General features: G+C 66.7%; 21 protein-coding genes. 15 read left to right on the top strand and 6 right to left on the bottom strand.

The window, feature by feature from the left end:
- Window position 1: 1 nt before the first annotated feature.
- Window positions 2–595, top strand: a complete 594-nt coding sequence (locus N5D45_RS00560; RefSeq protein ID WP_057504001.1) for a mechanosensitive ion channel domain-containing protein — start codon at window positions 2–4, stop codon at window positions 593–595.
- Window positions 596–622: 27 nt separating this feature from the next.
- On the opposite strand, the gene N5D45_RS00555 is transcribed toward N5D45_RS00560, so the two are convergent.
- Both N5D45_RS00555 and N5D45_RS00550 read right to left on the bottom strand, forming a co-directional pair.
- A complete protein-coding gene (locus N5D45_RS00555) occupies window positions 623–2566 on the bottom strand; it encodes a MacB family efflux pump subunit (RefSeq protein ID WP_279938358.1) in 1944 nt (647 codons plus the stop codon).
- Window positions 2567–2568: 2 nt separating this feature from the next.
- The gene (locus N5D45_RS00550) at window positions 2569–3750 is read right to left on the bottom strand and encodes an efflux RND transporter periplasmic adaptor subunit (RefSeq protein ID WP_228354555.1); all 1182 of its coding nucleotides are present in this window, start codon (window positions 3748–3750) and stop codon (window positions 2569–2571) included.
- Window positions 3751–4076: 326 nt separating this feature from the next.
- Here N5D45_RS00550 and N5D45_RS00545 point away from each other — a divergent pair, with 326 nt between their 5' ends.
- From N5D45_RS00545 to N5D45_RS00530, 4 genes are all read left to right on the top strand, one after another.
- Complete coding sequence (locus N5D45_RS00545) at window positions 4077–4544, top strand: hypothetical protein (RefSeq protein WP_237707003.1); 468 nt, start codon at window positions 4077–4079, stop codon at window positions 4542–4544.
- Between the two features lie 47 nt (window positions 4545–4591).
- Window positions 4592–5308, top strand: coding sequence for a response regulator (locus N5D45_RS00540; RefSeq protein WP_019337245.1), 717 nt, complete (start codon window positions 4592–4594; stop codon window positions 5306–5308).
- Between the two features lie 4 nt (window positions 5309–5312).
- Complete coding sequence (locus N5D45_RS00535; RefSeq protein WP_228354557.1) at window positions 5313–6389, top strand: ATP-binding protein; 1077 nt, start codon at window positions 5313–5315, stop codon at window positions 6387–6389.
- 200 nt (window positions 6390–6589) lie between these two features.
- Entirely contained in the window at window positions 6590–7516 is a 927-nt protein-coding gene (locus N5D45_RS00530; protein ID WP_279938357.1) for an ABC transporter six-transmembrane domain-containing protein, read from the top strand.
- 93 nt (window positions 7517–7609) lie between these two features.
- Here N5D45_RS00530 and N5D45_RS00525 read toward each other — a convergent pair whose 3' ends face one another.
- The gene (locus tag N5D45_RS00525; protein WP_057503996.1) at window positions 7610–8224 is read right to left on the bottom strand and encodes a hypothetical protein; all 615 of its coding nucleotides are present in this window, start codon (window positions 8222–8224) and stop codon (window positions 7610–7612) included.
- A gap of 170 nt (window positions 8225–8394) precedes the next feature.
- On the opposite strand from N5D45_RS00525, the gene N5D45_RS00520 reads away from it, so the two are divergent.
- The 5 genes from N5D45_RS00520 to N5D45_RS00500 all read left to right on the top strand — a co-directional run bounded on the left by N5D45_RS00520 (window position 8395) and on the right by N5D45_RS00500 (window position 13838).
- Window positions 8395–9231, top strand: coding sequence for a siderophore-interacting protein (locus N5D45_RS00520; protein WP_164191172.1), 837 nt, complete (start codon window positions 8395–8397; stop codon window positions 9229–9231).
- Between the two features lie 195 nt (window positions 9232–9426).
- Window positions 9427–11604: a TonB-dependent siderophore receptor gene (locus N5D45_RS00515; RefSeq protein WP_197656449.1), complete on the top strand. Its 2178-nt coding sequence runs from the start codon at window positions 9427–9429 to the stop codon at window positions 11602–11604.
- A 52-nt stretch (window positions 11605–11656) separates the two neighbouring features.
- Window positions 11657–11956, top strand: a complete 300-nt coding sequence (locus N5D45_RS00510; protein ID WP_057503993.1) for a DUF3649 domain-containing protein — start codon at window positions 11657–11659, stop codon at window positions 11954–11956.
- Entirely contained in the window at window positions 11953–13563 is a 1611-nt protein-coding gene (locus N5D45_RS00505) for a PepSY-associated TM helix domain-containing protein (protein ID WP_197656448.1), read from the top strand. The genes N5D45_RS00510 and N5D45_RS00505 overlap by 4 nt, the downstream gene beginning before the upstream one ends.
- On the top strand, window positions 13560–13838 hold the full coding sequence (locus N5D45_RS00500; protein ID WP_057503991.1) for a DUF3325 domain-containing protein: 279 nt from the start codon (window positions 13560–13562) through the stop codon (window positions 13836–13838). Before N5D45_RS00505 ends, N5D45_RS00500 begins: the two co-directional genes overlap by 4 nt.
- A 168-nt stretch (window positions 13839–14006) precedes the next feature.
- On the opposite strand, the gene N5D45_RS00495 is transcribed toward N5D45_RS00500, so the two are convergent.
- A complete protein-coding gene (locus N5D45_RS00495; protein ID WP_057503990.1) occupies window positions 14007–15095 on the bottom strand; it encodes a crosslink repair DNA glycosylase YcaQ family protein in 1089 nt (362 codons plus the stop codon).
- A 104-nt stretch (window positions 15096–15199) separates the two neighbouring features.
- Window positions 15200–15784, bottom strand: a complete 585-nt coding sequence (locus N5D45_RS00490) for a TetR/AcrR family transcriptional regulator (protein ID WP_010485484.1) — start codon at window positions 15782–15784, stop codon at window positions 15200–15202.
- 244 nt (window positions 15785–16028) lie between these two features.
- On the opposite strand from N5D45_RS00490, the gene N5D45_RS00485 reads away from it, so the two are divergent.
- Window positions 16029–18224, top strand: a complete 2196-nt coding sequence (locus tag N5D45_RS00485) for a TonB-dependent siderophore receptor (protein WP_197656447.1) — start codon at window positions 16029–16031, stop codon at window positions 18222–18224.
- Window positions 18225–18474: 250 nt separating this feature from the next.
- On the opposite strand, the gene N5D45_RS00480 is transcribed toward N5D45_RS00485, so the two are convergent.
- A complete protein-coding gene (locus tag N5D45_RS00480; protein WP_134957677.1) occupies window positions 18475–19140 on the bottom strand; it encodes a TraX family protein in 666 nt (221 codons plus the stop codon).
- 114 nt (window positions 19141–19254) lie between these two features.
- On the opposite strand from N5D45_RS00480, the gene pip reads away from it, so the two are divergent.
- The 4 genes from pip to mgtA all read left to right on the top strand — a co-directional run bounded on the left by pip (window position 19255) and on the right by mgtA (window position 24123).
- Window positions 19255–20202, top strand: coding sequence for a prolyl aminopeptidase (gene pip / locus N5D45_RS00475; RefSeq protein ID WP_197656446.1), 948 nt, complete (start codon window positions 19255–19257; stop codon window positions 20200–20202).
- Between the two features lie 206 nt (window positions 20203–20408).
- Window positions 20409–20708, top strand: a complete 300-nt coding sequence (locus tag N5D45_RS00470) for a hypothetical protein (RefSeq protein ID WP_049437447.1) — start codon at window positions 20409–20411, stop codon at window positions 20706–20708.
- A 292-nt stretch (window positions 20709–21000) separates the two neighbouring features.
- Window positions 21001–21300, top strand: a complete 300-nt coding sequence (locus tag N5D45_RS00465; protein ID WP_005413574.1) for a hypothetical protein — start codon at window positions 21001–21003, stop codon at window positions 21298–21300.
- Window positions 21301–21363: 63 nt separating this feature from the next.
- Window positions 21364–24123 (top strand): magnesium-translocating P-type ATPase, encoded by a 2760-nt coding sequence (gene mgtA, locus N5D45_RS00460; protein WP_279938356.1) that lies wholly within the window; start codon window positions 21364–21366, stop codon window positions 24121–24123.
- Window positions 24124–24136: the final 13 nt, after the last annotated feature.

The raw sequence follows: 24136 nt of genomic DNA, 5'->3' as shown, positions 1-24136 counted from the left end.
CATGACCGGATTGCCTGCCTGGATCGAGGATTGGCTAAGCGTGGTTGTGCCGGTGGCCGAGGTGCTGGCCATCCTCGGCGTCGCATGGGTGATGGTGCGTGCACTGGCGTGGCTGCTGGTGCAGGCCCGGCAGCGCGGCAGGCTGGCGCCAGAGCTTCATGTGGGCCTGCACCGCGGCGGTGCTTTGCTGCTGTATCTGGCGGCTGCGCTGCTGATACTGGAGCGGCTGGGCGTTTCGCGCTCGGTGCTGTGGACCGCGCTGACCGGGTTCATGGCCGTCGGTGCGGTGGCGTTCTTTGCCGCATGGAGCGTGTTGTCCAACCTGTTCTGTTCGTTCCTGATCGTCGCCACGCGCCCGTTCCGCATCAATGACACCATCGAAGTGCTGGAAAGCGTGGACAAGCCGGGCCTGTGTGGTCAGGTGGTGGACATCAACCTGATCTACACCACGCTGAGTGATCGTGGCGAAGGCGCGCGTGGTTGCCTGCTGCGCGTGCCCAACTCGTTGTTCTTCCAGCGCATCACCCGGCACTGGGGCGACAGCGGCTATTCGCACCTGCCAGGCAGCCTGCCGATAAAGGGCAAGGCGCGCTGAGTCGCTGTAGCGCCACGGCGGGCGACCCTACTCCGCCGCCAACGCCTGGATGGGGTCCAGCTGTGCGGCACTGCGCGCCGGGAAATAGCCGAAACCGAGCCCGATGGCAGACGAACATGCCAGCGCGGCGAGCACCGGCCCAGGCGTGAACAGGAACGGCACCCCCAGCGACAGCAGGCTGGACAAGGCGCCCACAGCCAACGCGAACAACACCCCGAGTACCCCGCCGAACAGGCAGATCAACACGGCCTCGATCAGGAACTGGCGCAGGATGTCGCCCTGACGGGCACCCACCGCCAGCCTCACACCGATCTCGCGCACGCGCTCCCTCACCGACACCAGCATGATGTTCATCACCCCCACGCCACCGACCACCAGCGCCACCGCTGCAATGGCCGAAACCAGTTCCGCCATGGTCTGGCTGGACTTCATCACCGCCTTGCGGATCTGGTCGGCGTTGTAGATGAAGAAATCACGCCGGCCGTGCAGGCGTTGCAGCTCCGCACCCAGCGAGGCTTCCGCGGCGGTGGTTGGCACGTCATCCCGCACGCGTACGGTGATGCTCTCCAGCCGCTGGCTGCCCAGCAGACGCGAGGACGCGGAGGTGTACGGCACATACACCGTCGGCGTCGCTCCGCCGGCGAATGCGTTGGGACCAACCACGCCGATCACTTCCACCGGCATGCCGCCCAGCAGCACCGTGCCGCCGATCGGATTGCCGCTGAACAATGCCTTGGCCGCCTTCTGGTCGACCACGCCCACCGCGCGATGTGCCTCCACCTCGGCATCGGTGAAGAACCGGCCCGCCTTCAGGCGCAGCCCGCGCACACGCGGTAGATCAGCGCCCACGCCAAGCACCTGCGTGTTGGCGCGCCGGTTGCCCTGCAGTGCCGCCACCGAACCGCTCAGGTTGGGGCTTACGCTGTCTACGTAACTCAATGCGGCCAGGTGATCGGCATCGTCCACGACCAGCGTTTCGATCTCTGCCGAGCGCGGGTCACCAAAGTCCGCGCCCGGGAAGATGTCCAGCGTGCTGGCACCCAGTTCGTTGATCTGTGACTCGACCTGTGCCTGTGCGCCCTTGCCCAACGCGACCACGGTCACCACCGCAGCCACGCCGATGATGATGCCCAGCATGGTCAGCAGGGTGCGCAGCCGGTGGGCCAGCATCGAACGCACCGCCATCCGTGCAGCTTCCCTGATTGCATCCAGGCGCGCGCGGCGCTCGGTGGCCGGTTCTGGACGGCGCTCGGGCACAGCGGCACTGCGTGCAACCGCAGGATCACCCATGCCACGGTCGGATACGACCTGGCCGTCTGCGATCTCGATCACGCGTGAAGCGTGCGCGGCGATCGCCGCATCATGGGTCACCAGGATCACGGTATGGCCCTGCGCATGCAGGCGCTTGAGTTCCGCCATCACCTGCCTGCCGCTGGCATGATCCAGCGCGCCGGTCGGCTCATCGGCCAGCACGATGGCGCCGCCGTTCATCAGCGAACGCGCAATGGAAACGCGCTGCTGCTGGCCGCCGGACAGCTGGCTGGGCCGGTTCGTGGTGCGCTCACCCAACCCCAGCGTTTCCAGCAGCATGCGCGCACGGGCGGTGCGCGCATCGGCATCCACGCCGGCATAGACCGCCGGCAACGCCACATTCTCCGTGGCGTTCAGGTTCTCCATCAGGTTGTAGCGCTGGAAGATGAAGCCGAAATGCTCGCGACGCAGGTGCGCCAGCTCATCGGGTGACATCTGCTCGGTTGCTGCGCCCTGCACCCGGTAGCTGCCTTCGCTTGGCCGGTCCAGGCAGCCCAGAATGTTCATCAGCGTGGATTTGCCCGAACCGGACGGGCCGATGATGGCGATGAACTCGCCCGCCTCGATGCGCAGCGACACGTCCTTCAACACCACCACCTCGCCGGCGGCCGAGCGATAGGCGCGCGATACGCCATACAGTTCCAGCAGCGCGTCGACCATGCTCACATCCCCAGCAGGCTGGCGGACTCGGCTTCCGCGCCGCTGGGCGCCTGCCCGATCACCACGTTCTCGCCTGCCTTGAGGCCGGACAGGATCTGCACCGCAGTCGCGGTGCGCAGGCCGGTCGTCACCGCCCGCTCGTGCGCGCGGCCCTTGGCATCGATCACCTGGACGGTCGCACGGTTGCCCGCCTTGTCGTCGCGCTCGGACACTGCCGTCAACGGCACCTGCAGCGCATTGGCGGCACGCGCCAGCTGGATCGTCACCTTCACCGTCATCGACGGCTTCAGTTTCAGGCCTGGATTGGGCACGTCAAACAGCCCGGCGTAGTACACCGCCTTCGGCGTCTGCGCCGATCCGCCGGTGTTGCCGGTGGCCACGTCGGCAATCGACGACGGCGCAGGTTCAAGCTGCTGCAGATGCGATTCGTAGCGGCGTCCGCCCGGCCCCAGCGTGGAGAACCACAGAGGTTGGCCAGGCGCGATCAGTTCCACATCGGCCTCCGCGATCTCGGTGCGAACCGTCATCGTGTCCATCTGTGCCAGCATCACGATGGTCGGCGTGGTCTGCATCGAGTTCAGCGTCTGCCCGGCCTTGGTGACGATGGCCACGATGTAGCCGTCGGACGGTGAGACGATGCGGGTGTAGCCGAGGTTGATACGGGCGGTCTCCACCTGGGTCACCGCCTGGTCGATCTGCGCCTGCAACGCGGCGGCCTCCGCGCGCGCCGCATCGCGCGCCACACGGGCCGCTTCGAAGCCTTCCTGCGAGACCAGCCGCGATGCCACCAGCTGCGACTGGCGCTCGTACGTGCGAAGGGCCTGGCTGTAGCGCGCCTGGCTGGCCGCGTGCAGGGCACGCAGCGTGTTGGCAGCTGCTTCGGCGCTGCGCAGGGCGATGCGCTGCGGCTGCGAATCCACTTCGGCAATCAGGTCGCCAGCGTGCACACGCTGGCCCAGCGCCACATGCAGGCGCGTGACCTGGCCCGACACCTGCGCGCCCACCGCCACCAGTTCCTTGGGGTTGACCCGGCCAACGGCCTGCACGGTCTTTTCCAGGTCCGCCACCCTTGCCGGGGCCGTGATCAGCGCGGCATCATCACCTTCGACGAACAGCCACCCGCCGGTGCCGCCTGCAAGAAGTACAACGATTACGGCAATGATCCAGGTCCTGCGATTGTTCATCGAAAGGCTCGCATGCACGCAGCCACCGGATGTGGCTGCAGAAGCCGCAGTCTGTAAGGTGGTGGTGGATGTTTCTTGGAGCCACTGTGGAGATTGCATGGAGGCCGCGCATCCGTTCAGGCACGGGCCCCCCTCCTGAACGGCACGGATCGCGTCCACGAAATCTCGACACAATCTCGACCAAGTCTCCATCAACGGCCCCTAGCCTTGTCGGCCTCGCCGACTGCTCCGCCGCCGTGTCCTTCCCGTTTCCAGACCTGCCTCCCATCGATGTCCGCCGCGCCTACCTTGCCTGGTGCGCGCCTTCGCCGTGGCTGCTTGCGCTGGTGCTGACGTCAACCAGTGCCTGGATGCTTGCCAGCGCGAACCCGGCGCCGCCCCTGCTGGCGGGCGCCGGTGCTGCCGCGCTGGTGTGGTTCCGCAGCGAAGGCCCCGGTCATTCAGCGCGCGCGGGCACCCTGGCGTCGGCGTCGCTGATCGGCCTCGCGGCCTGGTCCGCCTCGGCCGCTGACGTGAGCCTCATGCCAGCAGGGATGGCGGCTGTCCTGGTGGCTGCGTTGCTTGCCCTGCGCCTGCGGGCCGTGGTCCGCATGGCCCGTCGCCTGCAGGACCGGGTGGACGCAACGGGCATGCAATCGCGGTGGAGCAAGCTGCCTGCGGCCGTATCGACCCTGCTCGCACAGCACCTGCGCGCCACCACAACACTGGCGCCCGCCCTGCAGCACACGCTGGTGCTGGCCACCCTGGCCTGGGCCGCCCACGAAGAAGCGCAGACCCTGGAACGGCCACGATGACACCGTCGCCGGCGTTTCCCATTCCTTACTTGAAACCGCAGCATGCAATGAAATCCGATGCCCGCACGCGCCTGGCGCCCCTGGTGCTCATTGCCGAAGATGAAGGCGAAATCGCCGACATTCTCGGCGCCTACCTGGCCCGCTCCGGGCTGCGCAGCGCCCGCGCCGCCGACGGCGAAGCCGCCCTCACCAGCCACCGCCAGCTGCGCCCCGACCTGGTGCTGCTGGACGTGCAGATGCCGAAGATGGACGGCTGGCAGGTGCTGAGCGAGTTGCGCCGGCGCGGCAACACCCCGGTAATCATGCTCACCGCACTGGACCAGGACGTGGACAAGCTCACTGGCCTGCGCGTCGGTGCCGACGACTACGTGGCCAAGCCATTCAATCCCGCCGAGATCGTCGCCCGCATCCAGGCGGTACTGCGCCGTAGCGCGAAGCCCATTGCAGAAGAGCCCAACGGGCTGATCCGGCAGGGGCCGTTCGAGATCGACCTGCGCAGCCATGAAGTCACCGTGCGCACCGATGACCACGTGCATGCTCTGAGTTTCACGCTCACCGAGTTCCGTCTGCTGGTACACATGGCGCGCGCACCGCGCATGGTGCACAGCCGGCTGGATCTGCTCCAGACCTGCCTGCCGGAAGGCGATGCGCAGGAGCGCACCGTGGACAGCCACGTCAGCAAGCTGCGCCGCAAGCTGGAGGAAGCAGGCGTCATCGGCATTCCCGCCACCATCCGCGGTGTCGGCTACCGCTTCCTGGACTGAGCCGATGAACCCCAAAGGCAAGAGTATCGGGCGCCAGATCACGCTCTCCATCACGGTCGCGTCGCTGTGTTCAACCGTACTGTCGATCAGTGGTTTCTACCTGTTCTATTACCTGATGGAGGTGTTCTATCCACGCTGGTACGACGAACCGGAAACCATCATGCCGTCAGGCCTGGAATGGCTGTGGATCGGCCTGACCGCCACCGTGGTCGTTGCGCTGGCCACATTGATCGCCTCGCGCCTGACCCGGCGCATCATCACCCCGCTGAACTCGGTCGCCGAAAGCCTGCGTCGCGTCGCCAGCGGTGATCTGGAGGCGCGTGCGCGCGGCGGTGACACCTCGATGACCGAGGCCGCCGCGCTGGTCAGCGACTTCAATTCCATGGCCGAGCGATTGAGCCGGATGTCGGAGAACCGCGTGTTCTGGAACGCGGCGATCGCACACGAACTGCGCACGCCGATGACCATCCTGCGCGGCCGCCTGCAGGGCATCGCCGAAGGCGTGTTCGAGCCCGGGCCGGAGCAGTTCAACAGCATGCTCACCCAGCTGGAGGGCCTGACCCGCATCATCGAGGACCTGCGCGTGGTCAGCCTTGCCGAGAGCGGCCACCTCGATCTGCGCCTGCAGCGCAGCGACGTCAGCGTGCAGGTGGCCGCAGTAGTGGAAGCGATGTCCGAGGCGCTGACCGAGAGTGGTTTCTCGGTAACCTTGGACGCGCGTTCTTCACTGGCCGACTGCGACCCGGCGCGCATCCGCCAGGCGTTGCTGGCACTGCTGGAAAACGCTCGCCGACATGCCATTCCCTGCCCGCTGCGAGTACACGTGACGCTGGCTGAAGGCCATTGCACCGTAACCGTTGAGGATGGTGGCCCCGGTGTGCCGGACGACCTTCGCGACAGCATCTTTGAAGCCTTCCAGCGCACCGATGTATCGCGTTCCCGGCAGAGCGGCGGCTCCGGTCTCGGCCTGGCGGTGGTGCGGGCGATTGCCGTGGCCCATCACGGAACCGCGCGATGCCGGGCGACCGAACGTGGCGGCAGTGCCTTCGAAATACGCTGGCCGGTGCACGCGCGTCGTTGAGAGCACGGCGTTGCGGCAGACGCTGCCCTGGTACCGGCCCACCTTGCTGGGCACCACGCCCTCCGCTGAACGCCGCCGGTTTCTCCACGCAATCTCCATCGTCCTTCCATGCCCGCTCCAAAGGGCTGCAGATACTGGGCGCGACCCGGGAGATGGCAGGCATCGTCCCCTGCCCTGTCCCCGACCCACCCAGGCACCCCATGAAACACCCCCACGATCCAGCGGCCGCCGCCGGCAGCATCGGCCAGCAGAATGCGGCCGCCACCCTGAAGGCCATCCTGCGCACCTACCCCTGGCAGCTCACCGGCACGTTCTCGCTGGTGGCACTGGAGAACACACTGCTGCTGGCCTATCCCTTGTTCGCCGACTTCGCGGTGGACGCGATCATCAGCAGCAACATCGGCCATGCCGTCTCCTATGCCGGCGTGGTACTGATGTTCTGGTTGGTCGGTGCCGCCCGTCGAGCGGTCGATACACGCACCTTCACCCGCATCTATGCCGATCTGGCGGTGAACGTGGTGCAGGCGCAGCGTCGGCTGGGCCAGGCCACGTCCACCTCGGCGGCACGCGTGGTGCTGGCCCGCGAGTTCGTCGACTTTTTTGAAAAGCACGTGCCGATCATCGCCACCGCGCTGGCATCGATGTTCGGTGCGGTGGCCATGCTGCTGGCGATCGAGCCGATGGTCGGTGCCGCTGGCCTGGTCACCCTGCTCGGCGCCCTGCTGGTGCTGCCCTCGTTCGCACGCCGCAACGAGCAGCTGCATGGCCGCCTGAACAACCGCCTGGAACACGAAATCCGGCTGGTCGACCGGGTCAGTCCCTCGGTGCTGCGCCGCCACTACACCACGCTGTCGCGCCTGCGCATCCTGTTGTCAGACCGCGAAGCGGGCGCCTACGTGGTGATCGGGCTGGCTGCCGCGGCATTGTTCGCGCTGACCATCGGCCGCCTCGCCACCACTGAGGGTGTCACGCCGGGCCACGTCTACGCGGTGATGACCTATCTGTGGACCTTCGTCGGCAGCCTGGACGATGCACCGTCAATGGTCGACCAGCTGGCGCGGCTGAAGGACATTGGCCGGCGAGTCAGCCCCGGGATTGACGACGCGGAGCACCAGGACGCCGCTTGACCGGTAGATGCCCACCTTGGTGGGCAACGGTGTATCGCGGCGCCAACCAAGGTTCGCGACTACCGGGGCAACGGGGCCAACCATGGTTGACGGCTACCTCGCGGCAGCGGGGCGCCCACACATCGTCAAAGCACCCATGATCAATGCCTGCATGCTGCGGTCGAACTCGGCATCCTGCGCCGCACGGTCCAGTGGCCGCCGCGCGGTGTCCGCCACGGCGTGCCGCGAATACACGGTGTCAGCCAAGGCCACAGCGTGATAGGCCACGGTCGACAGCAACCATGCTGCCTGTTCCTGCGGCAGATCATGCACTCGACTGAACTCGGCATGGTGGCGCTGGATGCGCGCCACCATCTCCGGGGTCTTCGCGCCGTGGCTCACAAGGAACGGGGCCAGGCCGGGGTTCTCGTCCACGAGCATCCGCAGGGAACGCTGGAACGCGTACAGATCGTCGTTGATGCTACGTCCCGCGCCGGCATCCAGCGGCGGTGCCTGCCAACGCTCGAAGATCGCTTCAGCCACCAGCTCGCGCAGCGCCGCCAGATTCGCCACGTGCTTGTACAGCGCGATGTGGCTGACCCCCAGCGCTGCGGCCACGCCCACGAAGCTCAGCCCCGGCAGCGTCATCGCGATGCCAGCGTCGGCGATGCGCTCTCGGGTGATGGTGGGTGGTCGCCCACGGGCAGCGGTCTTCTTCGGTGCAGCCATTGCGGTTGCGGTTCCTGCGCGGCGCGCTGGCAAGGCCTGTCATGGTGGTCTGCGGCAACGCAATGGTCAACGCGCTGGATACGCTTCCAGCAGGCCTGGGTTGCGGGACGATCAATTTAGTTTACTATGATGTAACTAATTCGCATTCGCAGCCTTCTGGATCGTTGTCGATGTCCGCGCCTACCCTTTCCACCACCCCGGCCGGGCCGCTGCGCGGCGCCGAACACGACCGTGGCCTGCAGGCGCTGCGCGTCCACGTGGTTGACGTCACGCAGCCCTGCGCGAGCCTGCTTCGGCTGGTCGTACAGCTGCCGCCACAGGCCGAGCTGGCATCCTGGCAGCGTGCCAACACCGCCGTTCGCATCCAGCTGGGTGCCGCGTTTGCCGATGTGTCACGGATCTACACCGTGCGCAGCGTCGACGCGCAGGCGCGCCGTTTCACACTGGACGTGGTGCTGCACGAGGCTCCGGGGCCGATGCTGGCCTGGGTGCGCGCACTGCAGCCCGGCGACGCCTTCGATCTCACCGGTCCGCGCCCGCATCTGCAGGTGCCGCACCGCGAGGGTAGCGTTGCCCTGCTGTTCGCCGATCAGAGCGCCATCCCGGCACTGTCCGCCTTGCTGCAGCAGTGGCCCAGCGGCCTTCGCGCGCAGGCCTGGATCGCTTCGGATGATCCCTTCCCGGTAGACGAACTGCCTGCCGTCGACGGCGTCTGTATGCAGCGCCTGGCCACGGGCGCTACGCCGTTGCTGCAGCAGGCACGCCGTCTGCGCACGGGGGCGAACAACACCGTCTGGGCCGCAGGCGAACGCGAAGAGATGCGCGCCCTGCGCCGCTACTTCCTTGAAGCGTGCGGTCTGCCGCGCGCAGACGTCGCCGTGGCCGGTTACTGGAAACACGGCCAGACCACCACCGAGACCGACCAGCGCCGCCGTCGCAACTACGAGCGTTTGCTGGCGCGCGGCGGCGGACTGCAGGACCTCGACGACCTCGCCGACGACATCTGATCCACCTCGCACCACCCGCGCCCTGCGCTTCGTTCCACCCAGCCACAGATCGCCCACGCACCTCGCGTGCAGCACTGCCCCAGCGGCAGTGCCGTGCCCTCTGCCAGCCATTCCACAGCCCGCGTCGTCCTGCCCGTGCAGGTCATCGACGGCGCCGTGCTGGCCGATTGCACGACCCATCACACGAGAACTGCCATGTCCCTCCCCCTTCGATCCCTGTCCCTCCCACGCCGCTCCGCGCTGTCCCTGGCCGCACGTACCGCGTTGCTGCCCACCCTGCTGATCGCCACCGCCGCCCACGCTGACGGCGCGCCCGACGGTGCCCGCCAGCTGCCTACGGTGAACGTGCGCGCCGACAAGACCACGCCCACCGATGCCTATGCCGGCGGCCAGGTCGCCCGCGGCAGTGGCGTCGGCCTGCTCGGTGAGCTCGATTTCATGGACACCCCGTTCAACACCACCCGTTACACCGCCGGGTTCATCGAGAACATCCAGGCACCGGATCTGGTAAGGGTGATCGCGCTGACCGATCCCAGCGTCTACAGCAGTGGATCCAGCGGTGGCATCACCGACTACTTCAACATCCGTGGCTTCGGTGTTGCCTCGTCGGATATCGGCTTCGGCGGACTCTACGGCCTGATCCCCTACTACCGAGTCACCCCCGAACTGGCCGAGAGCATCGAAGTACTCAAGGGGCCATCGGCACTGCTCAACGGCATGCCGCCGGGTGGCTCGGTGGGCGGTGCGGTGAACCTGGTACCCAAGCGCGCAGGTGATACGCCGTTGACCCGCTTCACGGCCAGCTACAGCAGCGACGCGCAGTTCGGCGGCCATCTGGATGTTGGTCGTCGCTTCGGCGCGCAGCAGCAGCTCGGTGTGCGCCTCAATGCCGTGCATCGCGATGGCGACACCGCCACCGACCACCAGCAGCACAAGACGCAGCTGGCGTCGCTGGGCCTGGATTGGAGGGGTGAACGCTCGCAGGTCTCGCTGGACCTGTTCAGCAGCCGTGACCATGTGGATGGCCTCAATCGTGGCGTTTCGCTGGCAGCCGGCCTGGTCGTGCCCCGCCCGCCGAAGACCAGCATCCTGTTCGCACCGGATTGGACCTTCAGCAACGTCAAGGACTCGGCCGCCGCGCTGCGCTGGTCGTTCGACATCAGTGACCATCTGCAGGCTCACGCCAGCTACGGCCACGGCCATACCGATTTCGATTCCATCGCCAGCGCCACCACGCTGATCACCAACACCGCCGGCGATTTCCGCAACAACTTCGCCCACCAGCGCTTCATCTACAGCAAGGACACCGCCGAAGCCGGCCTCTCGGCACACTTCCGCACCGGCGCGGTCAATCACGCGCTGGCGATCAGTGCCGCCTGGTACCAGCACGACCAGAAATTCGGCTTCAAGCGCAATCTGCTGGCCCGCGACTGGGTGACCAACCTGTACGACCCACAGTGGGGCCCGGCCATCGATCGCAGCTTCAGTGATGCGTCGCTGCCGAAGACCGCGGAAGTGCGTACCACCAGCTTCGGCATCGCCGACACGTTGTCCTTCATCGATGACCGCGTGCAGCTGACCCTGGGCATCCGTCACCAGACCGTGCTCAGCGACACCTTCGACGGCAGCACCGGCAAGCGCACCACACGCTACGATGCCAGCGCCAATACCCCGGCCGCTGCACTGCTGTTCAAGGCCAGCGATCGACTGTCGCTGTACGCCAACTACATTGAAGGCCTGAGCCAGGGCAGCACCGCCCCGGTCAGCACAGCGAATGCGGGCGAGGTGTTCCCGCCGTTCAAGACCCGCCAGCGTGAGGTCGGCGCCAAGTTCGACTTCGGCCGTCTGGCCAGCGCATTGAGCGTGTACGAGATCGAAAAGCCCAGTTCCTATACCGACCCGGCCACCAATGTGTTCTCGTTCGGCGGCCAGCAGCGCAACCGTGGCGTGGAATGGACCGTGTTCGGCCAGGCGACCGAACAGCTGCGCGTGCTGGGCGGCATCGGCTGGCTGCAGCCGAAGCTGACCCGCACCCAGGGCGGCATCAACGAAGGCCGGCTGGCCACGGCCACACCGCAATGGCAGGGCAAGCTGGGCGTCGAATGGGACGTGCCAGCCGTGGCCGGCCTCACCCTCACCGGCAACGCGGTCAGCCTGTCCAAGGGTTACATCAATGCTGACAACAGCCAGTGGGTGGCAGGCCGCACCGTGTTCGATCTCGGTGCCCGCTATGCGACGCAGGCGGCCGGCCATCCGCTGGTACTGCGCGGCACCGTGCAGAACGTGACCAACAAGGCGTACTGGGCCGGCAGCCTCGGCTCCGGCCTGGGCACGCCGCGCACTGCCCTGCTGTCGGCCACCGTCGATTTCTGATCCTGGTTTCAAGGGCACCGCGCCATCGCGCGTGGTGCCCCGGAGAAGTGCCTTGACCGTTTCCCGTACCGCTTCCGTGCTGGCCTGGCTGCCCCTGGTCTCACGCATCATCGCCGCGTTGTTCGGCGGCTATGTGCTCGCCGCGCTGTGCAGCATCGCCGCGCTGGCGCTGCCCATCGATGGTCGCCAGGCCGTGTTCACCGGCATGCTGGCCAGCTTCCTGCTGTACGCCAGCGCCGTAGTCTGGGTGTTCGCGGTGCGCTCAGCGCGGCGCGCATGGATCGGCCTGATCGTGATCGCCCTGCCACTGTGGTTGGTTGCGCAATCGGTCGCCAACGGAGGCGCTGCATGAGCAAGATCGATCGCACCGCGAAGCCACGCGGCATCCGCCAGACCATGTCCGACCTGCATATCTGGGTCGGCCTGCTGGCCGGCTGGATCCTGTACGCGATGTTCCTCACCGGCACCGCCAGCTATTTCCGCGACGAGCTCTCGCGCTACACACGCCCTGAGATCGCCACGCCCTCCACGTTGCCGGAGGCGGCGATGGTCGCGCAGCGCACGGTCTCCAGCATCATTGCCGAGACACCGGCAGCCACCCAGATCAACCTGAGCCTGCCAACTACGCGCATGCCCTGGGTGTCTGCGATGTGGGCCAGCCCGGGTGGGCGCGGCCGACATGGCTTCGATTCAGGCCTGTTCGATGCCAGCACCGGCGCGCCCTTGCAAGCGCGGGATACCGGCGGTGGCGACTTCTTCTATGCGTTCCACTTCAACCTGCACTACATGCCAGCCATGTGGGGTCGCTGGATCGTGGGCGTCTGCGCGATGTTCATGCTGGTGGCCATCGTCAGCGGCGTGATCACCCACAAGAAGATCTTCGCGGACTTCTTCACCTTCCGCTGGGGCAAGGGCCAGCGCTCGTGGCTGGATGGTCACGCGGCCCTTTCGGTGCTGGGCCTGCCGTTCCACTTCATGATCACCTGGAGCGGCCTGGTGATGCTGGCGGTGCTGTACATGCCGTGGGGCCTGGCCAAACTGCCGGACAAGCGCCAGCAGGCCGAGGTGGTCAGCGAGATGCGGCTGTTCCTGCCGCCGCAGAAAGCCGCGGGGCACGCCGCTCCACTTACCGACATCAGCGCACTGGTGCGGCAGGCCGAACAGCGGTGGGGAACCGGCGCGGTGGGCAGCGTGCAGGTGCAGAACCCCGGCGACGAGAACGCACGCGTGGCTGTGGTGCGTGCGCAGTCCAGCCGCGTTTCGACCACGCCGAACTACCTGCTGTTCGATGGCGGCGGCAGGCAGCTGCTGCAGCTCAAGGAGCACTCGGGCGTCGCCGCCGATACCCAGGGCGTGCTGTATGGCCTGCACCTGGGGCGTTTTGCCGACGCCGCCCTGCGCTGGCTGTACTTCATCGTCAGCCTCGCCGGCACCGCCATGGTCGGCACCGGACTGGTGCTGTGGACGATGAAGCGCCGCACCCAGCTGCCTGACCTGCAACGGCCCTACTTCGGCTTCCGGTTGGTGGAGCGCCTCAACATCGCCACGATTGCTGGCCTGTCGGTGGCGATGGCGGCCTATCTGTGGGCGAACCGCCTGCTGCCCGCGAGCATGGACGGGCGTGCGGCGTGGGAGGTGCATGTGTTCTTCCTGGCCTCGGCAGCGATGTTCGTGCACGCCACGCTGCGCACACCCAAGCGTGCGTGGATCGAACAGTTCGTGCTGGGGGCGTTGTTGCTGGCGCTGTTGCCGGCACTCACGGCGACGACGACGGCACATCCGTTGTGGCGCACCTTGGCCGCAGGTGATTGGGCGTTCGCCGGTACCGATCTGACCCTGCTGGCATTGTCCGTCCTGCATGCAGTGCTGGCGTGGCGCATCTGGAAGCACGCACCGAAGGTGAAGCGTGCACGCCCGCCTACCGCACCACGCACTGCAGTACCGGAGGCCAGTGCATGATCCACGTCATTCTGTTTGTGCTGTCACTGGCCGCATTCAGTTGCTTGGCACTGGCGATGGAACGCCATCAGCGCGATGTGCTGCGCCGTGTACTGAACGCGCAGGCCGTTCAGCAACTGCGCGCAGTCGGTTGGGCGCTGCTGATGTTCAGCGCAGTGTTTGCCATGCGCGCGTTGGGCGTGGGTTTCGGCCTGGCCGCGCTGTCCGGTCACACCAGCGTCGCCGCCGGTGTGGTGGTGCTGGCGATGGTGGCGCATGGGCGGCTGAATCGGTAGATACCCACCTTGGTGGGCACCGGGCCTGAGCGGCGTTGCTCTGATAGATGCCCACCTTGGTGGGCACCGATGGAAGCCGGTGCCAACCAAAGTTGGCAGCTACCGGGCGCGATGAACGTTGCTTCGATTCGCTGGCCCGCGCGAAAAACAGCCGAGCATGGCTCGGCTCTACAGAAAAGCCGCCATGCGCTGCAGCTCGTCGTCCAACGCGCCACGAAACACCCTGTCGCGGGCCAGCGACTTGCCGGCATAGCCCACACTCGATGCCAACTCACCTTCGTGCACGCTGAGATTGGCCCAGCCCACCACCTGGTCGTGCCACAACACCGGCAGAGCGTAGTACCCATACTGTCGCTTCGGTGCAGGTGTATACGCCTCGAACTTGTACACCCAACCCCACAGCAGCTCGAAGCGGCGGCGGTCCCACACCACCGGGTCGAACGGCGCCAGCAGGCGCACCTGTTCGTCCGGTGCATGGCGGCGCGAACGCGGATTCTCGTCGGTCGGCCAGTACCAGGTGGTGCCCTCCAGCGTGCAGTTGGCCAGCTGCTGCTTGGCCAACGCCAACGCCTGCCGGGTCTGCTCGGCCAGATGTGGGGCGCCATAGCCCAGCAGGCGCACCAGATAGGTCAGGCTGGCCGAGGGCAGCGGCGCGTACTTGCGCACCACCAGGTCGATCAGGGCGGCGGCCCGTTCAACCTGCGCCTGCTCGCTGGCGTCCGGCTCGGCGTGCTCGGCCACTGCATAGATGCGGGTGCCACTGTCGCGCCGCTGCACCCGCAGCAGGCCACGGTAGTGCATGCCGTCAAGCAGATGCGTGCTTGCGTTGCTGGTGCCGCCCCAGTAATTGGTCACCCGCCCATGCGCGAACGCCTGGTCCACCTCGCGCGGGTGCACGCTGCCGCGCTCGCGCACGAAGGCCAGTACGTCGGCCGCACGGCGATGGGTCTCGGCGTCCCATTCGCGCTTGGACACGCGCGGGTGCATCAGTGCCAGATGCTCGCGCGGCAGGAAGCCGTAGTTCACCAGGCAATCCTCTTCCACCGGCAGGCGCGTGTAGCGCCGCTCAAGATCGCCTGCGCGGTAGTCCTTCACCCGGTGGCGCAGGGTCAGGTCCTGTGCGCGCGCCGGTGCCCTGATCGGGTCGGCCTGCACGAAGCCCAGCCGTCGTATCGCGGTCAGCAGCGTGGTCGGCTTGAACAGGGTGCGCGCCACCGCGTAGCGGCGAAGATCATCGAGAGTAGGCGTGGCAGGCATGGCCGCATTGTATTCTCGACACCACGCGATCCGTCCAGTAGAGCCAGGCCATGCCTGGCTGGCGTCAGGGTGAACGGCCAGGATCGTCCACGCATGGCATGCATCTACCGAAGCCGCGACACCTCCAGCGAACCGATCACCAGCGCCCGCATGCCCTGCTTGAACTCGGTGATCACCTGCCCTTCTTCATCGTCCGCAATCGCGTAGATCGTATCGGCGCCGGCGATGCAGTAGAAGGCGATCGTGGCCAGCAGCCAGCGCGCCTTGTCCACCGGCAGGCCGAACACATCAGCCACGTGCGCCTGGTGCGAGGCGATCTTTTCCAGCATCGGCGCAGTCGCCACCGTGCGCCGCAGCAGGTACGGTGGCAGCCCGGGATGTGCCTTCACCACCTCGCACAGTGACTCCACGAACCGCATCAGGTAGGCCTCCAGCCCACCCGGTGCGTCGACCGACGCGCGCGGAATCTGCCAGCGCTGGAATACCGCCTCCGCCACCAGTCGCTTCAACGCCTCCAGGTTGGCCACGCGCTTGTACAGCGCCGCCTGGGTCACCGCCAGTTCGGCGGCCACGTTGGCCATGGTCAGGTTGGGTAGGCCCAGGCGGATGCCGATGTCGGCCAGGCGCTCCGGGGTGATGGTGGGCGGGCGGCCACGGGTCGGCGCCGTTGGATCGGAGTGAGGGCTCATACGGTGCGTGCTCATACCCTGCTGAGGGTGCCAGCAAAGGGACCCTCTTGTCCGCTTCGATTGATTTAGTTTAATTTACTCAACTAATTCGGAATGCGTCCAGCACGCTGCCCGTAGTCGAGCCCATGGCTCACCTTCCGCCAGGTCCCCACCCAGCCAACAACCCTGCGCTGCGCCCTCTCCCCGTGCTTGCCGTCGGCAGCGCGCCAGGCGCGCTCGCGCCTGCGATTCACAGGAATCTGGCATGACCGTGTACAATTTCTCTTCTCTGCAGCATCGCGCTGCCGCCGCATCTTCCGGCCTGATGCATCCACCAGGCATCGCCCGGCGCTACCGGATGTCGGCCCTCGCGCTAGGGCTGCTGGCCTCGTTTGCCGCGCTGGCCGACTCCGCGCCGTCCACCCTGCCCTCGGTGCAGGTGCAGGAACAGCGCCGGGTCACTGCAGACTATGCGGGCGGGCAAGTGGCCGCTGGCAGCCGCGTCGGCCTGCTCGGCGACAAGGACTTCATGGACACGCCGTTCAATACGGTCAGCTACACCGAGTCCTTCATCCGCGACCGCCAGGCCAAGGACCTCACCGACGTCATCGCCGCCACCGACCCCACGGTGTTCAGCAACGGCGTCACCGGTTCGTGGAGCGAGAACTACGCGATCCGAGGCTTTGCCTCCAACACCAGCGACACCACCTTCAATGGCCTCAGCGGCATGGCGCCGTACTACCGCACTTCACCGGAAATGTTCGAACACATCGAGGTGCTGAAAGGCCCCTCCGCGCTGCTCAATGGCATGCCGCCGGGCGGCTCGGTCGGTGGCAGCGTCAACCTGGTCCCCAAGCGTGCCGGCGATCAACCGCTGCTGCGGGTCAGTGCCAACTTCGCCTCCGATGCGCAGTTTGGCGCCCATGTGGATGCGGGGCGTCGCCTGGGCGCGGACAAGCAGTTCGGCATCCGCTTCAACGGCGCGTACCGTGATGGTGATGGCGCGGTCGGCAAGCAGAGCAAGAAGGTGCAGCTCGGCGCACTGGCAGTGGACTGGCGCGGCGAACGTGCGCGGCTGTCGGCCGATCTGTACAGCGCCGATGACCGCGTGGACGGCCCGGCACGCGGCGTCGGTCTGGCACCGGGCGTGGCCATTCCGCGGCCGCCGCGTGGCGATACGCTGATCAACCCGGACTGGGCCTACGTGGACAGCCAGGACAAGGGCGCGATGCTGCGGGGCGAGCTGGACATCAATGACACCCTGATGGCCTACCTGGCCTACGGCATCAGCAAGACCGACTACCGCTACAATGGTTCGATCAGCGCGCAGATCCTCAATCCAGCCGGCGACTTCACCACAGTGATCGGCCAGCTCGCCTTCGATATCAAGAAGCAGTCCGCAGATGCCGGCCTGCGCGGCTCGTTCCACACCGGCAGCGTCAGCCATCAGTGGGCCGCCAACGTGACCCACTACCAGCACACCCAGAACGATTACGGCCGCCGCAGCGTGCCGGGCTGGGACTGGACCACCAATCTGTACAACCCGGCATGGGGCCCGGCGGCACCGTTCGTAGCGCCGCACATCTCGCACACCGAGCTGCGGCTGGACAGCCTCGGTTTCGCCGACACCCTCGCCTTCGCCGATGACCGCGTGCAGCTGACCCTGGGCGTGCGCCGCCAGCAGGTGGTCAGTGAGACCTTCAATGTCGCCAGCGGTGCGCGCACCTCGCGCTACGACGAGAGCGCCAACACGCCGGCAGCGGCGTTGCTGGTGAAGGCGACCAACAAGGTCTCCCTCTATACCAACTACATCGAAGGCCTCAGCCAGGGCGCCACCGCGCCGATGACCGCTGCCAATGCCGGTGATGTGTTCGCACCGTTCCGCACCAGGCAGAAGGAGCTGGGCCTGAAGCTGGACCTGGGCCGCTTCGCGCACACCTTCAGTGTGTATGAAATCAAGCGGCCCAGCAGCTACACCGACCCGGTCACGAATATCTTCTCGTTCGGTGGCGAGCAACGAAATCGCGGCGTGGAATGGGGCTTCTTCGGCACGCCACTGGATGGCGTGCGCCTGCTCGGTGGCGTGGCCTACGTGCAGCCGAAACTGACCCGCACGGCCGGTGGCGTGAATGAGGGACGCATCGCCACCGCCGTAGCGCAACGGCAGGCCAAGCTGGGGGTGGAATGGGATGTACCGACCTTGCAGGGCCTGACCTTGACCGGCAATGCCACGACGATGTCGAAGCATTACATCAGTGCCGACAACAGCCTGTCGGTGCCGGGCCGCACGTTGTTCGATGTCGGGGCGCGCTACAGCACCACCGTGGCGGGTCGACCGCTTGCGCTGAGAGCCAGTGTGAACAACGTGACCAACAAGGCGTATTGGGGCATGCCGTTGTTGTCGAGCCTGGCGCTGGGTGCACCGAGGACGGTGCTGGTGTCGGCGACGATGGACTTCTGAGGCAGGCGCCTCCACGCCAGACATGCATCACCTGTGGAGTCGAGCCATGCTCGGCTCGCTTTGCCGGTCACGCATGGCGTGGATTTCCCAGAACGTGTAGAGCCGAGCCATGCTCGGCTCCGGTTCGCCCGCTGAGTCGGGCATGGCTCGACTCTACACACACCGATGGCGGCATGCTTCACCCCCACCTGCGACGCGCATTCCTTGACCGCATCCGGCATTCAAGACACTCGACATGCCAGTTCCGCCATTACACAAGCAGATGGGCAACCAACGCCAGCACCGCCAGATGCCCCACGTAATACCCGTAGAACGCCCACCGCCAGCGCGGCAGCTGCCACGGCACCCGCGCCGCCAGCAGCACTAGCGGAATAGCCAGCAGTGCCCAGCCGTTGTGGTTGGCCCAGCACACCGCTGCAAGCCCAACCAGCAACAGCCACCACGCCCGGTGCCGGAGCGCGATCCAGGCCAGCAGCACGCTGCCAACCCCGGCCCACTGATAGTCCACGAACAGCGGCAGCACGCCGGCAGCCAGCAACAGCTGCACCGGCCGATTGTTCGCCAGCGCATGTACGGCTACTGCTGCAAATGTAAAGGCGAGCAGGATGTTGAGCGGCAGCCAGGAACCAAACGCGAATGCGTGCAATGGCTGTGCGATCAGCCCCCACAGCGCGAGCCGGCGCATCGACTTGCGCAGGTCGGCCCCGGGCTGGGCGAGATTGCAGGCCATCACCAGCGCGAACAGCGGAAAGGCGATGCGCCCCAGTTCGCTGACCACCGGCACGTAGCCGCCGAAGACCACCTTGGCCACGTGGTCACCCGTCATGGCCAGCAGTGCGATCCACTTCAGCAGCTCGCGCGCGCCGCTGCGGAGGGTGAAGTTGAAGGTTGACGTCCCGGTCGTGGTTGCTTGCATCGCGGAAGCTTATGCGCATCGGCCAGCCCATTTCCAGCGCCGCGCAGGAGCACGACGCTGCAGGCAGCAGGCGGGGGCGCTATGCTGGCCGCCCCTGCTTGTGAGACGTCCGCCGTGCGAACCCTATACCCCGCCATCGAGCCGTACCGCGAGTTCACCCTGAAGGTGAGCGATCTGCACACGCTGCACATCGAAGAGTGCGGCACGCCAGAGGGCATTCCGGTGGTGTACCTGCACGGCGGCCCGGGTGCTGGCATCTCGCCCACCCACCGCCGCTTCTTCGATCCGGCGCGGTACCGCATCGTGCTGATCGACCAGCGCGGCAGCGGCCGCTCCACACCGTTCGGCGAACTGCGCGACAACACCACGCAGGATCTGGTGGCCGATATCGAGAAGGTGCGTGGGCACCTGGGCATCGAGCGTTGGCTGGTCTATGGCGGCTCATGGGGTTCGACGCTGTCGCTGGCCTATGCGCAGGCGCATCCCGAACGCGCCACCGGCCTGATCGTGCGTGGCGTGTTCCTCGGCCGCGAGATGGAGAACCGCTGGTTCGCCGAGGCCAACGGCGGTGCGCGCTGGATCTTCCCCGAACGCTGGGAACGCTATGAGGCCTACATACCGGAAGCCGAGCGTGGCGACATGATCGCGGCCTACTGGGCGCGCATGGATGGCCCGGATGAAGCGACCCGCATCGAAGCCGCGCAGGCTTGGCTGGGCTGGGAAGACAACGCCGCCACCCTGCAGCACGACGTGGATGCGCAATCCACCGACGACCCGCTGGACACATTGGCAAAGGCCCGCATTGAAGCGCATTACTTCCGCAACAGCATCTTCCTGGAGCCGGACCAGCTGCTGCGCGATATCGATCGCATCCGCCACCTGCCCTGCGTGATCGTGCAGGGGCGCTACGACATCATCTGCCCGCCGCGCAGTGCGTGGGATCTGGCCAAGGCCTGGCCGGAAGCCCGGCTGGAGATGGTGACCTCCGGCCACAGCGCGAACGAGCCGGCCACGGTGGATGCGCTGGTGCGGGCGACGGACGCCTTTGCCGACCGTTTCTGAGCAGATGGTGGTGCCGGCCGCTGGCCGGCATCCCACCGTTCGAGGGTAGCGCCGACTCCGCGCAATCGCTGCTGCGCGGCCAGGTGAATGGCGACCCACCGGCAACGGTCCACGGCCCCATTCTTCGCAGCCCGCTTACAGCTCCGCGCAGAAGATCCGGCGGTGACCACCGCACCGGTGGTTCGCCCTTTCCCCAGGAGCACACCATGACCGGTTATCGCTGCCTTTCCATCGCTCTCTCGCTATGTGGGGGCCTGCTGCTGGGCGCCTGCTCCAAGCCCCAGGAGGCCAGCCAGGCCACCGCCGCCGAGGACGTGACCGAAGTGAAGCTCATCCCTGCCTACGAATCGCTGGACAAGGACAAGGACGGCATCGTCACGCTGTCCGAGGTGGATGCCGTGGCACCGGACTGGGCCGAACGACTGCACGCCTGCGACACCGACCGCAACAAGACGCTGAGCCGCGGCGAGTACGACGTGTGCAAGCAGACCAGCGCTTCGCATTGATCCATCATTGAGCCCTCGACTGGCGCTGCGCATGCCGGCTATACCAAGGTATAGCCGGGCTAACCCACGAGCCTCTAGGCCCGTCCCATTCAGGGGCGGACAATAGCGCCACTGGCCAGGGCAATCCTGGCCGGCACCCTCCCCTCATGGAGACGCAGATGGACCCCGACCCTGCCGGGCGCACCGCGCCCCGGATGACCGCTTGTTGCCTGTTCCTGGCGCCTGCCAGCCGGCCCCTGCCTGCCTGAGTGACGGGGGGCCGCCAGGCGCCGTTTGCCTGGAGAGCACCCCCATGTCCTACAAGATCCTCTACATCACCCTGCGCCGCCTGATCGGCGAGCGCGATGTTGCCGCGCTGCGCAGCCAGCTGCTGCAGCACGGCCCCGTGATGTTTGCCCGTTCGCTGTCACTCGGGTCGCCACGCGTGGTGGCCGACGCCTTGTCGCTGCTGCCGATCAGCGAGCGCATCACCGTGCTGCGTCATCTGCCCTATCCGCTGCGTGATGCGATGAAGCCGCTGTGCATCGGCGGCAGCCAGCGCCTGCACATGCAGCCGTGGTCGCCGGCGGTGCTGGCGATGCGCCACGCCTGATCGGTTGCATCCGTTCCGTTCGTGTTCCGGCCCCGGCCGGCTCTGACATTCGAGGAGAGTCCCATGAGCCTGCTCAACGCCTGGTTCAATGCCTTCCTGCGCAGCCGTCGCGCGGGCAACCTGTTCCGCCGCCGTGCGATGCCCGAAGCCGGGTTTGGCCCGGGCAGCGCCGACGCGGCACCGTTCGCGCTCACCACCGGCCTGGTCACCCTGGCCCAGCAGGAGGAAGCCGAGCTGCTGGCCACGCTGGGGTCGCATGCCGATGGCCTCAGCCCGCATGAGGCCGAGGACCGGCTGGCGACGCTCGGCCCCAACGAGGTGGATCACGAAAAGCCGCTGCCGTGGTGGCGGCACCTTTGGCAGTGCTACCGCAATCCGTTCAACCTGCTGCTGACCGTGTTGGCGGCGGTGTCCTGGCTGACCGAGGACATCAAGGCCACCATGGTGATCGGTGCGATGGTGCTGCTGTCCACGCTGATCCGCTTCGTGCAGGAGGGCCGCTCGAACCGTGCAGCCGAGCGGCTGAAGGCGTTGGTCGGCAATACCGCGCGCGTGCTGCGCCGCAATCCCGGTACCGAGGCCGCCGATGTGGCCGACCAGTACTTCGGTGCGCACCTGCACAGCCGGCGCCCGGCGCGCCTGCTGGACCTGCCGATCCGCGAACTGGTGCCCGGCGACCACATCGTGCTGTCGGCCGGCGACATGATTCCGGCCGACTGCCGCGTGCTGACTGCCAAGGACCTGTTCGTGGCACAGGCCGCGATGACCGGCGAGTCGCTGCCGGTGGAGAAATTCGCGCACCCGGGCGACGGCCTGGCTGGCCTGCTGGAACAGCACAACCTGCTGTTCATGGGCACCAATGTGGTGTCCGGCACTGCCACCGCCGTTGTGCTGGCCACCGGCAACCGCACCTATTTCGGCACGCTGGCCCTGCGCAGCACCGCCACCGACCGTGCGCCGACCGCGTTCCAGGCCGGCGTCAACAGTGTCAGCTGGCTGCTGATCCGCTTCGCGCTGGTGATGGTGCCGTTCGTGCTGCTGATCAACGGCTGGACCAAGGGCGACTGGACCGAAGCATTCCTGTTCGCGCTGTCGGTGGCGGTGGGCCTGACGCCGGAAATGCTGCCGATGATCGTTACCTCCACCCTGGCCAAGGGTGCGGTGCTGCTGTCGCGGCGCAAGGTGATCGTCAAGCGCCTGGATGCAATCCAGAACTTCGGCGCGATGGAAGTGCTGTGCACCGACAAGACCGGCACCCTCACCCAGGACAGGATCGCGCTGGAGCGTCATACCGATGTGTTCGGCCACGATTCGGAAGACGTGCTGAAGTTCGCCTATCTCAACAGCCACTTCCAGACCGGGCTGATCAACCTGCTGGACCGTGCGGTGCTGGAGCACGTGGAGCTGCAAAGCTCGCTGCGGCTGTCGCAGGACTACCACAAGGTGGATGAGATCCCGTTCGACTTCGAGCGCCGCCGCATGTCGGTGGTGGTGTCCGAGCGCGAGGACCATCATGAGCTGATCTGCAAGGGCGCGGTGGAAGAGATGCTGGCGGTGTGCAGCACCGTGCGCGAGAACGGCCAGGACATGCCGCTGGACGAGCGCCGCCTGGCGCGGGTCCGGCAGACCACCGAGGAGTTGAACGAACAGGGTCTGCGCGTGGTGGCGGTGGCGATGAAGGAGACCGCCGCCAGCCAGACCGCCTACTCACAGGCCGACGAGTGCGGCCTGACCCTGGTCGGCTACGTCGCCTTCCTGGACCCGCCGAAGGAATCGGCAGCGCAGGCGCTGCAGGCGCTGGCCGCGCATGGCGTGGAGGTCAAGGTGTTCACCGGCGACAACGAACTGGTGACCGCCCGCGTCTGCGCGCAGGTGGGGCTGGACGCCGATACCATCCTGACCGGCCCTCAGATCGAGCGCATGGATGATGGCGCATTGTCACGGGCACTGCACCACCACCGCGTGTTCGCGCGGCTGACGCCGCTACACAAGGAACGGCTGGTACGCGAGCTGCGCGCCCAAGGCAAGGTGGTCGGCTTCCTCGGTGACGGCATCAACGATGCCCCGGCACTGCGTGCGGCCGATATCGGCATCAGCGTGGACAGTGCCGTGGACATCGCCAAGGAGGCCGCCGACATCATCCTGCTGGAAAAGAACCTGATGGTGCTGGAGGAAGGTGTCATCCAGGGCCGGCGCACGTTCAACAACATGCTGAAGTACATCCGCATGACCGCCAGTTCCAACTTCGGCAATGTGTTCTCGGTGCTGGTGGCCTCCGCCTTCCTGCCGTTCCTGCCGATGCTGCCGCTGCAGCTGCTGGTGCAGAACCTGCTGTACGACATCTCGCAGATCGCCATTCCGTTCGACAACGTGGACGAGGAGCTGGTACGCAGGCCGCTGAAGTGGAACCCGGCGGACATCGGCCGCTTCATGGTGTTCTTCGGGCCGATCAGCTCGATCTTCGACCTGACCTGCTTCGCGCTGATGTGGTACGTGTTCGATGCGCGCACCGCCGGCGACCAGAGCCTGTTCCAGTCCGGCTGGTTCGTGGTCGGCCTGCTGACCCAGACCCTGATCGTGCACATGATCCGCACGCCGAAGGTACCGTTCCTGCAGAGCATCGCCGCGCCGCCACTGCTGCTGATGACCGGCCTGATCATGGCCATCGGCGTGGCCCTGCCGATGAGCCCGCTGGCCGGCTACTTCAAACTGCAGGCACTGCCGGCCGGCTATTGGCCGTTCCTGGTGGCGATCCTGTTCGGCTATGCGGTGCTGACCACTGCGCTGAAGCGGTTCTACATCCGCCGTTACGGCTGGCAATAAGCGCCCGCCGCTT

It is taken from the genome of Stenotrophomonas sp. GD03819 (genome assembly GCF_029841665.1).
Classification (GTDB): domain Bacteria; phylum Pseudomonadota; class Gammaproteobacteria; order Xanthomonadales; family Xanthomonadaceae; genus Stenotrophomonas; species Stenotrophomonas geniculata.
Note: the sequence above shows the minus strand (reverse complement) of the source record. Positions and strands in the feature narration are given on the sequence as shown.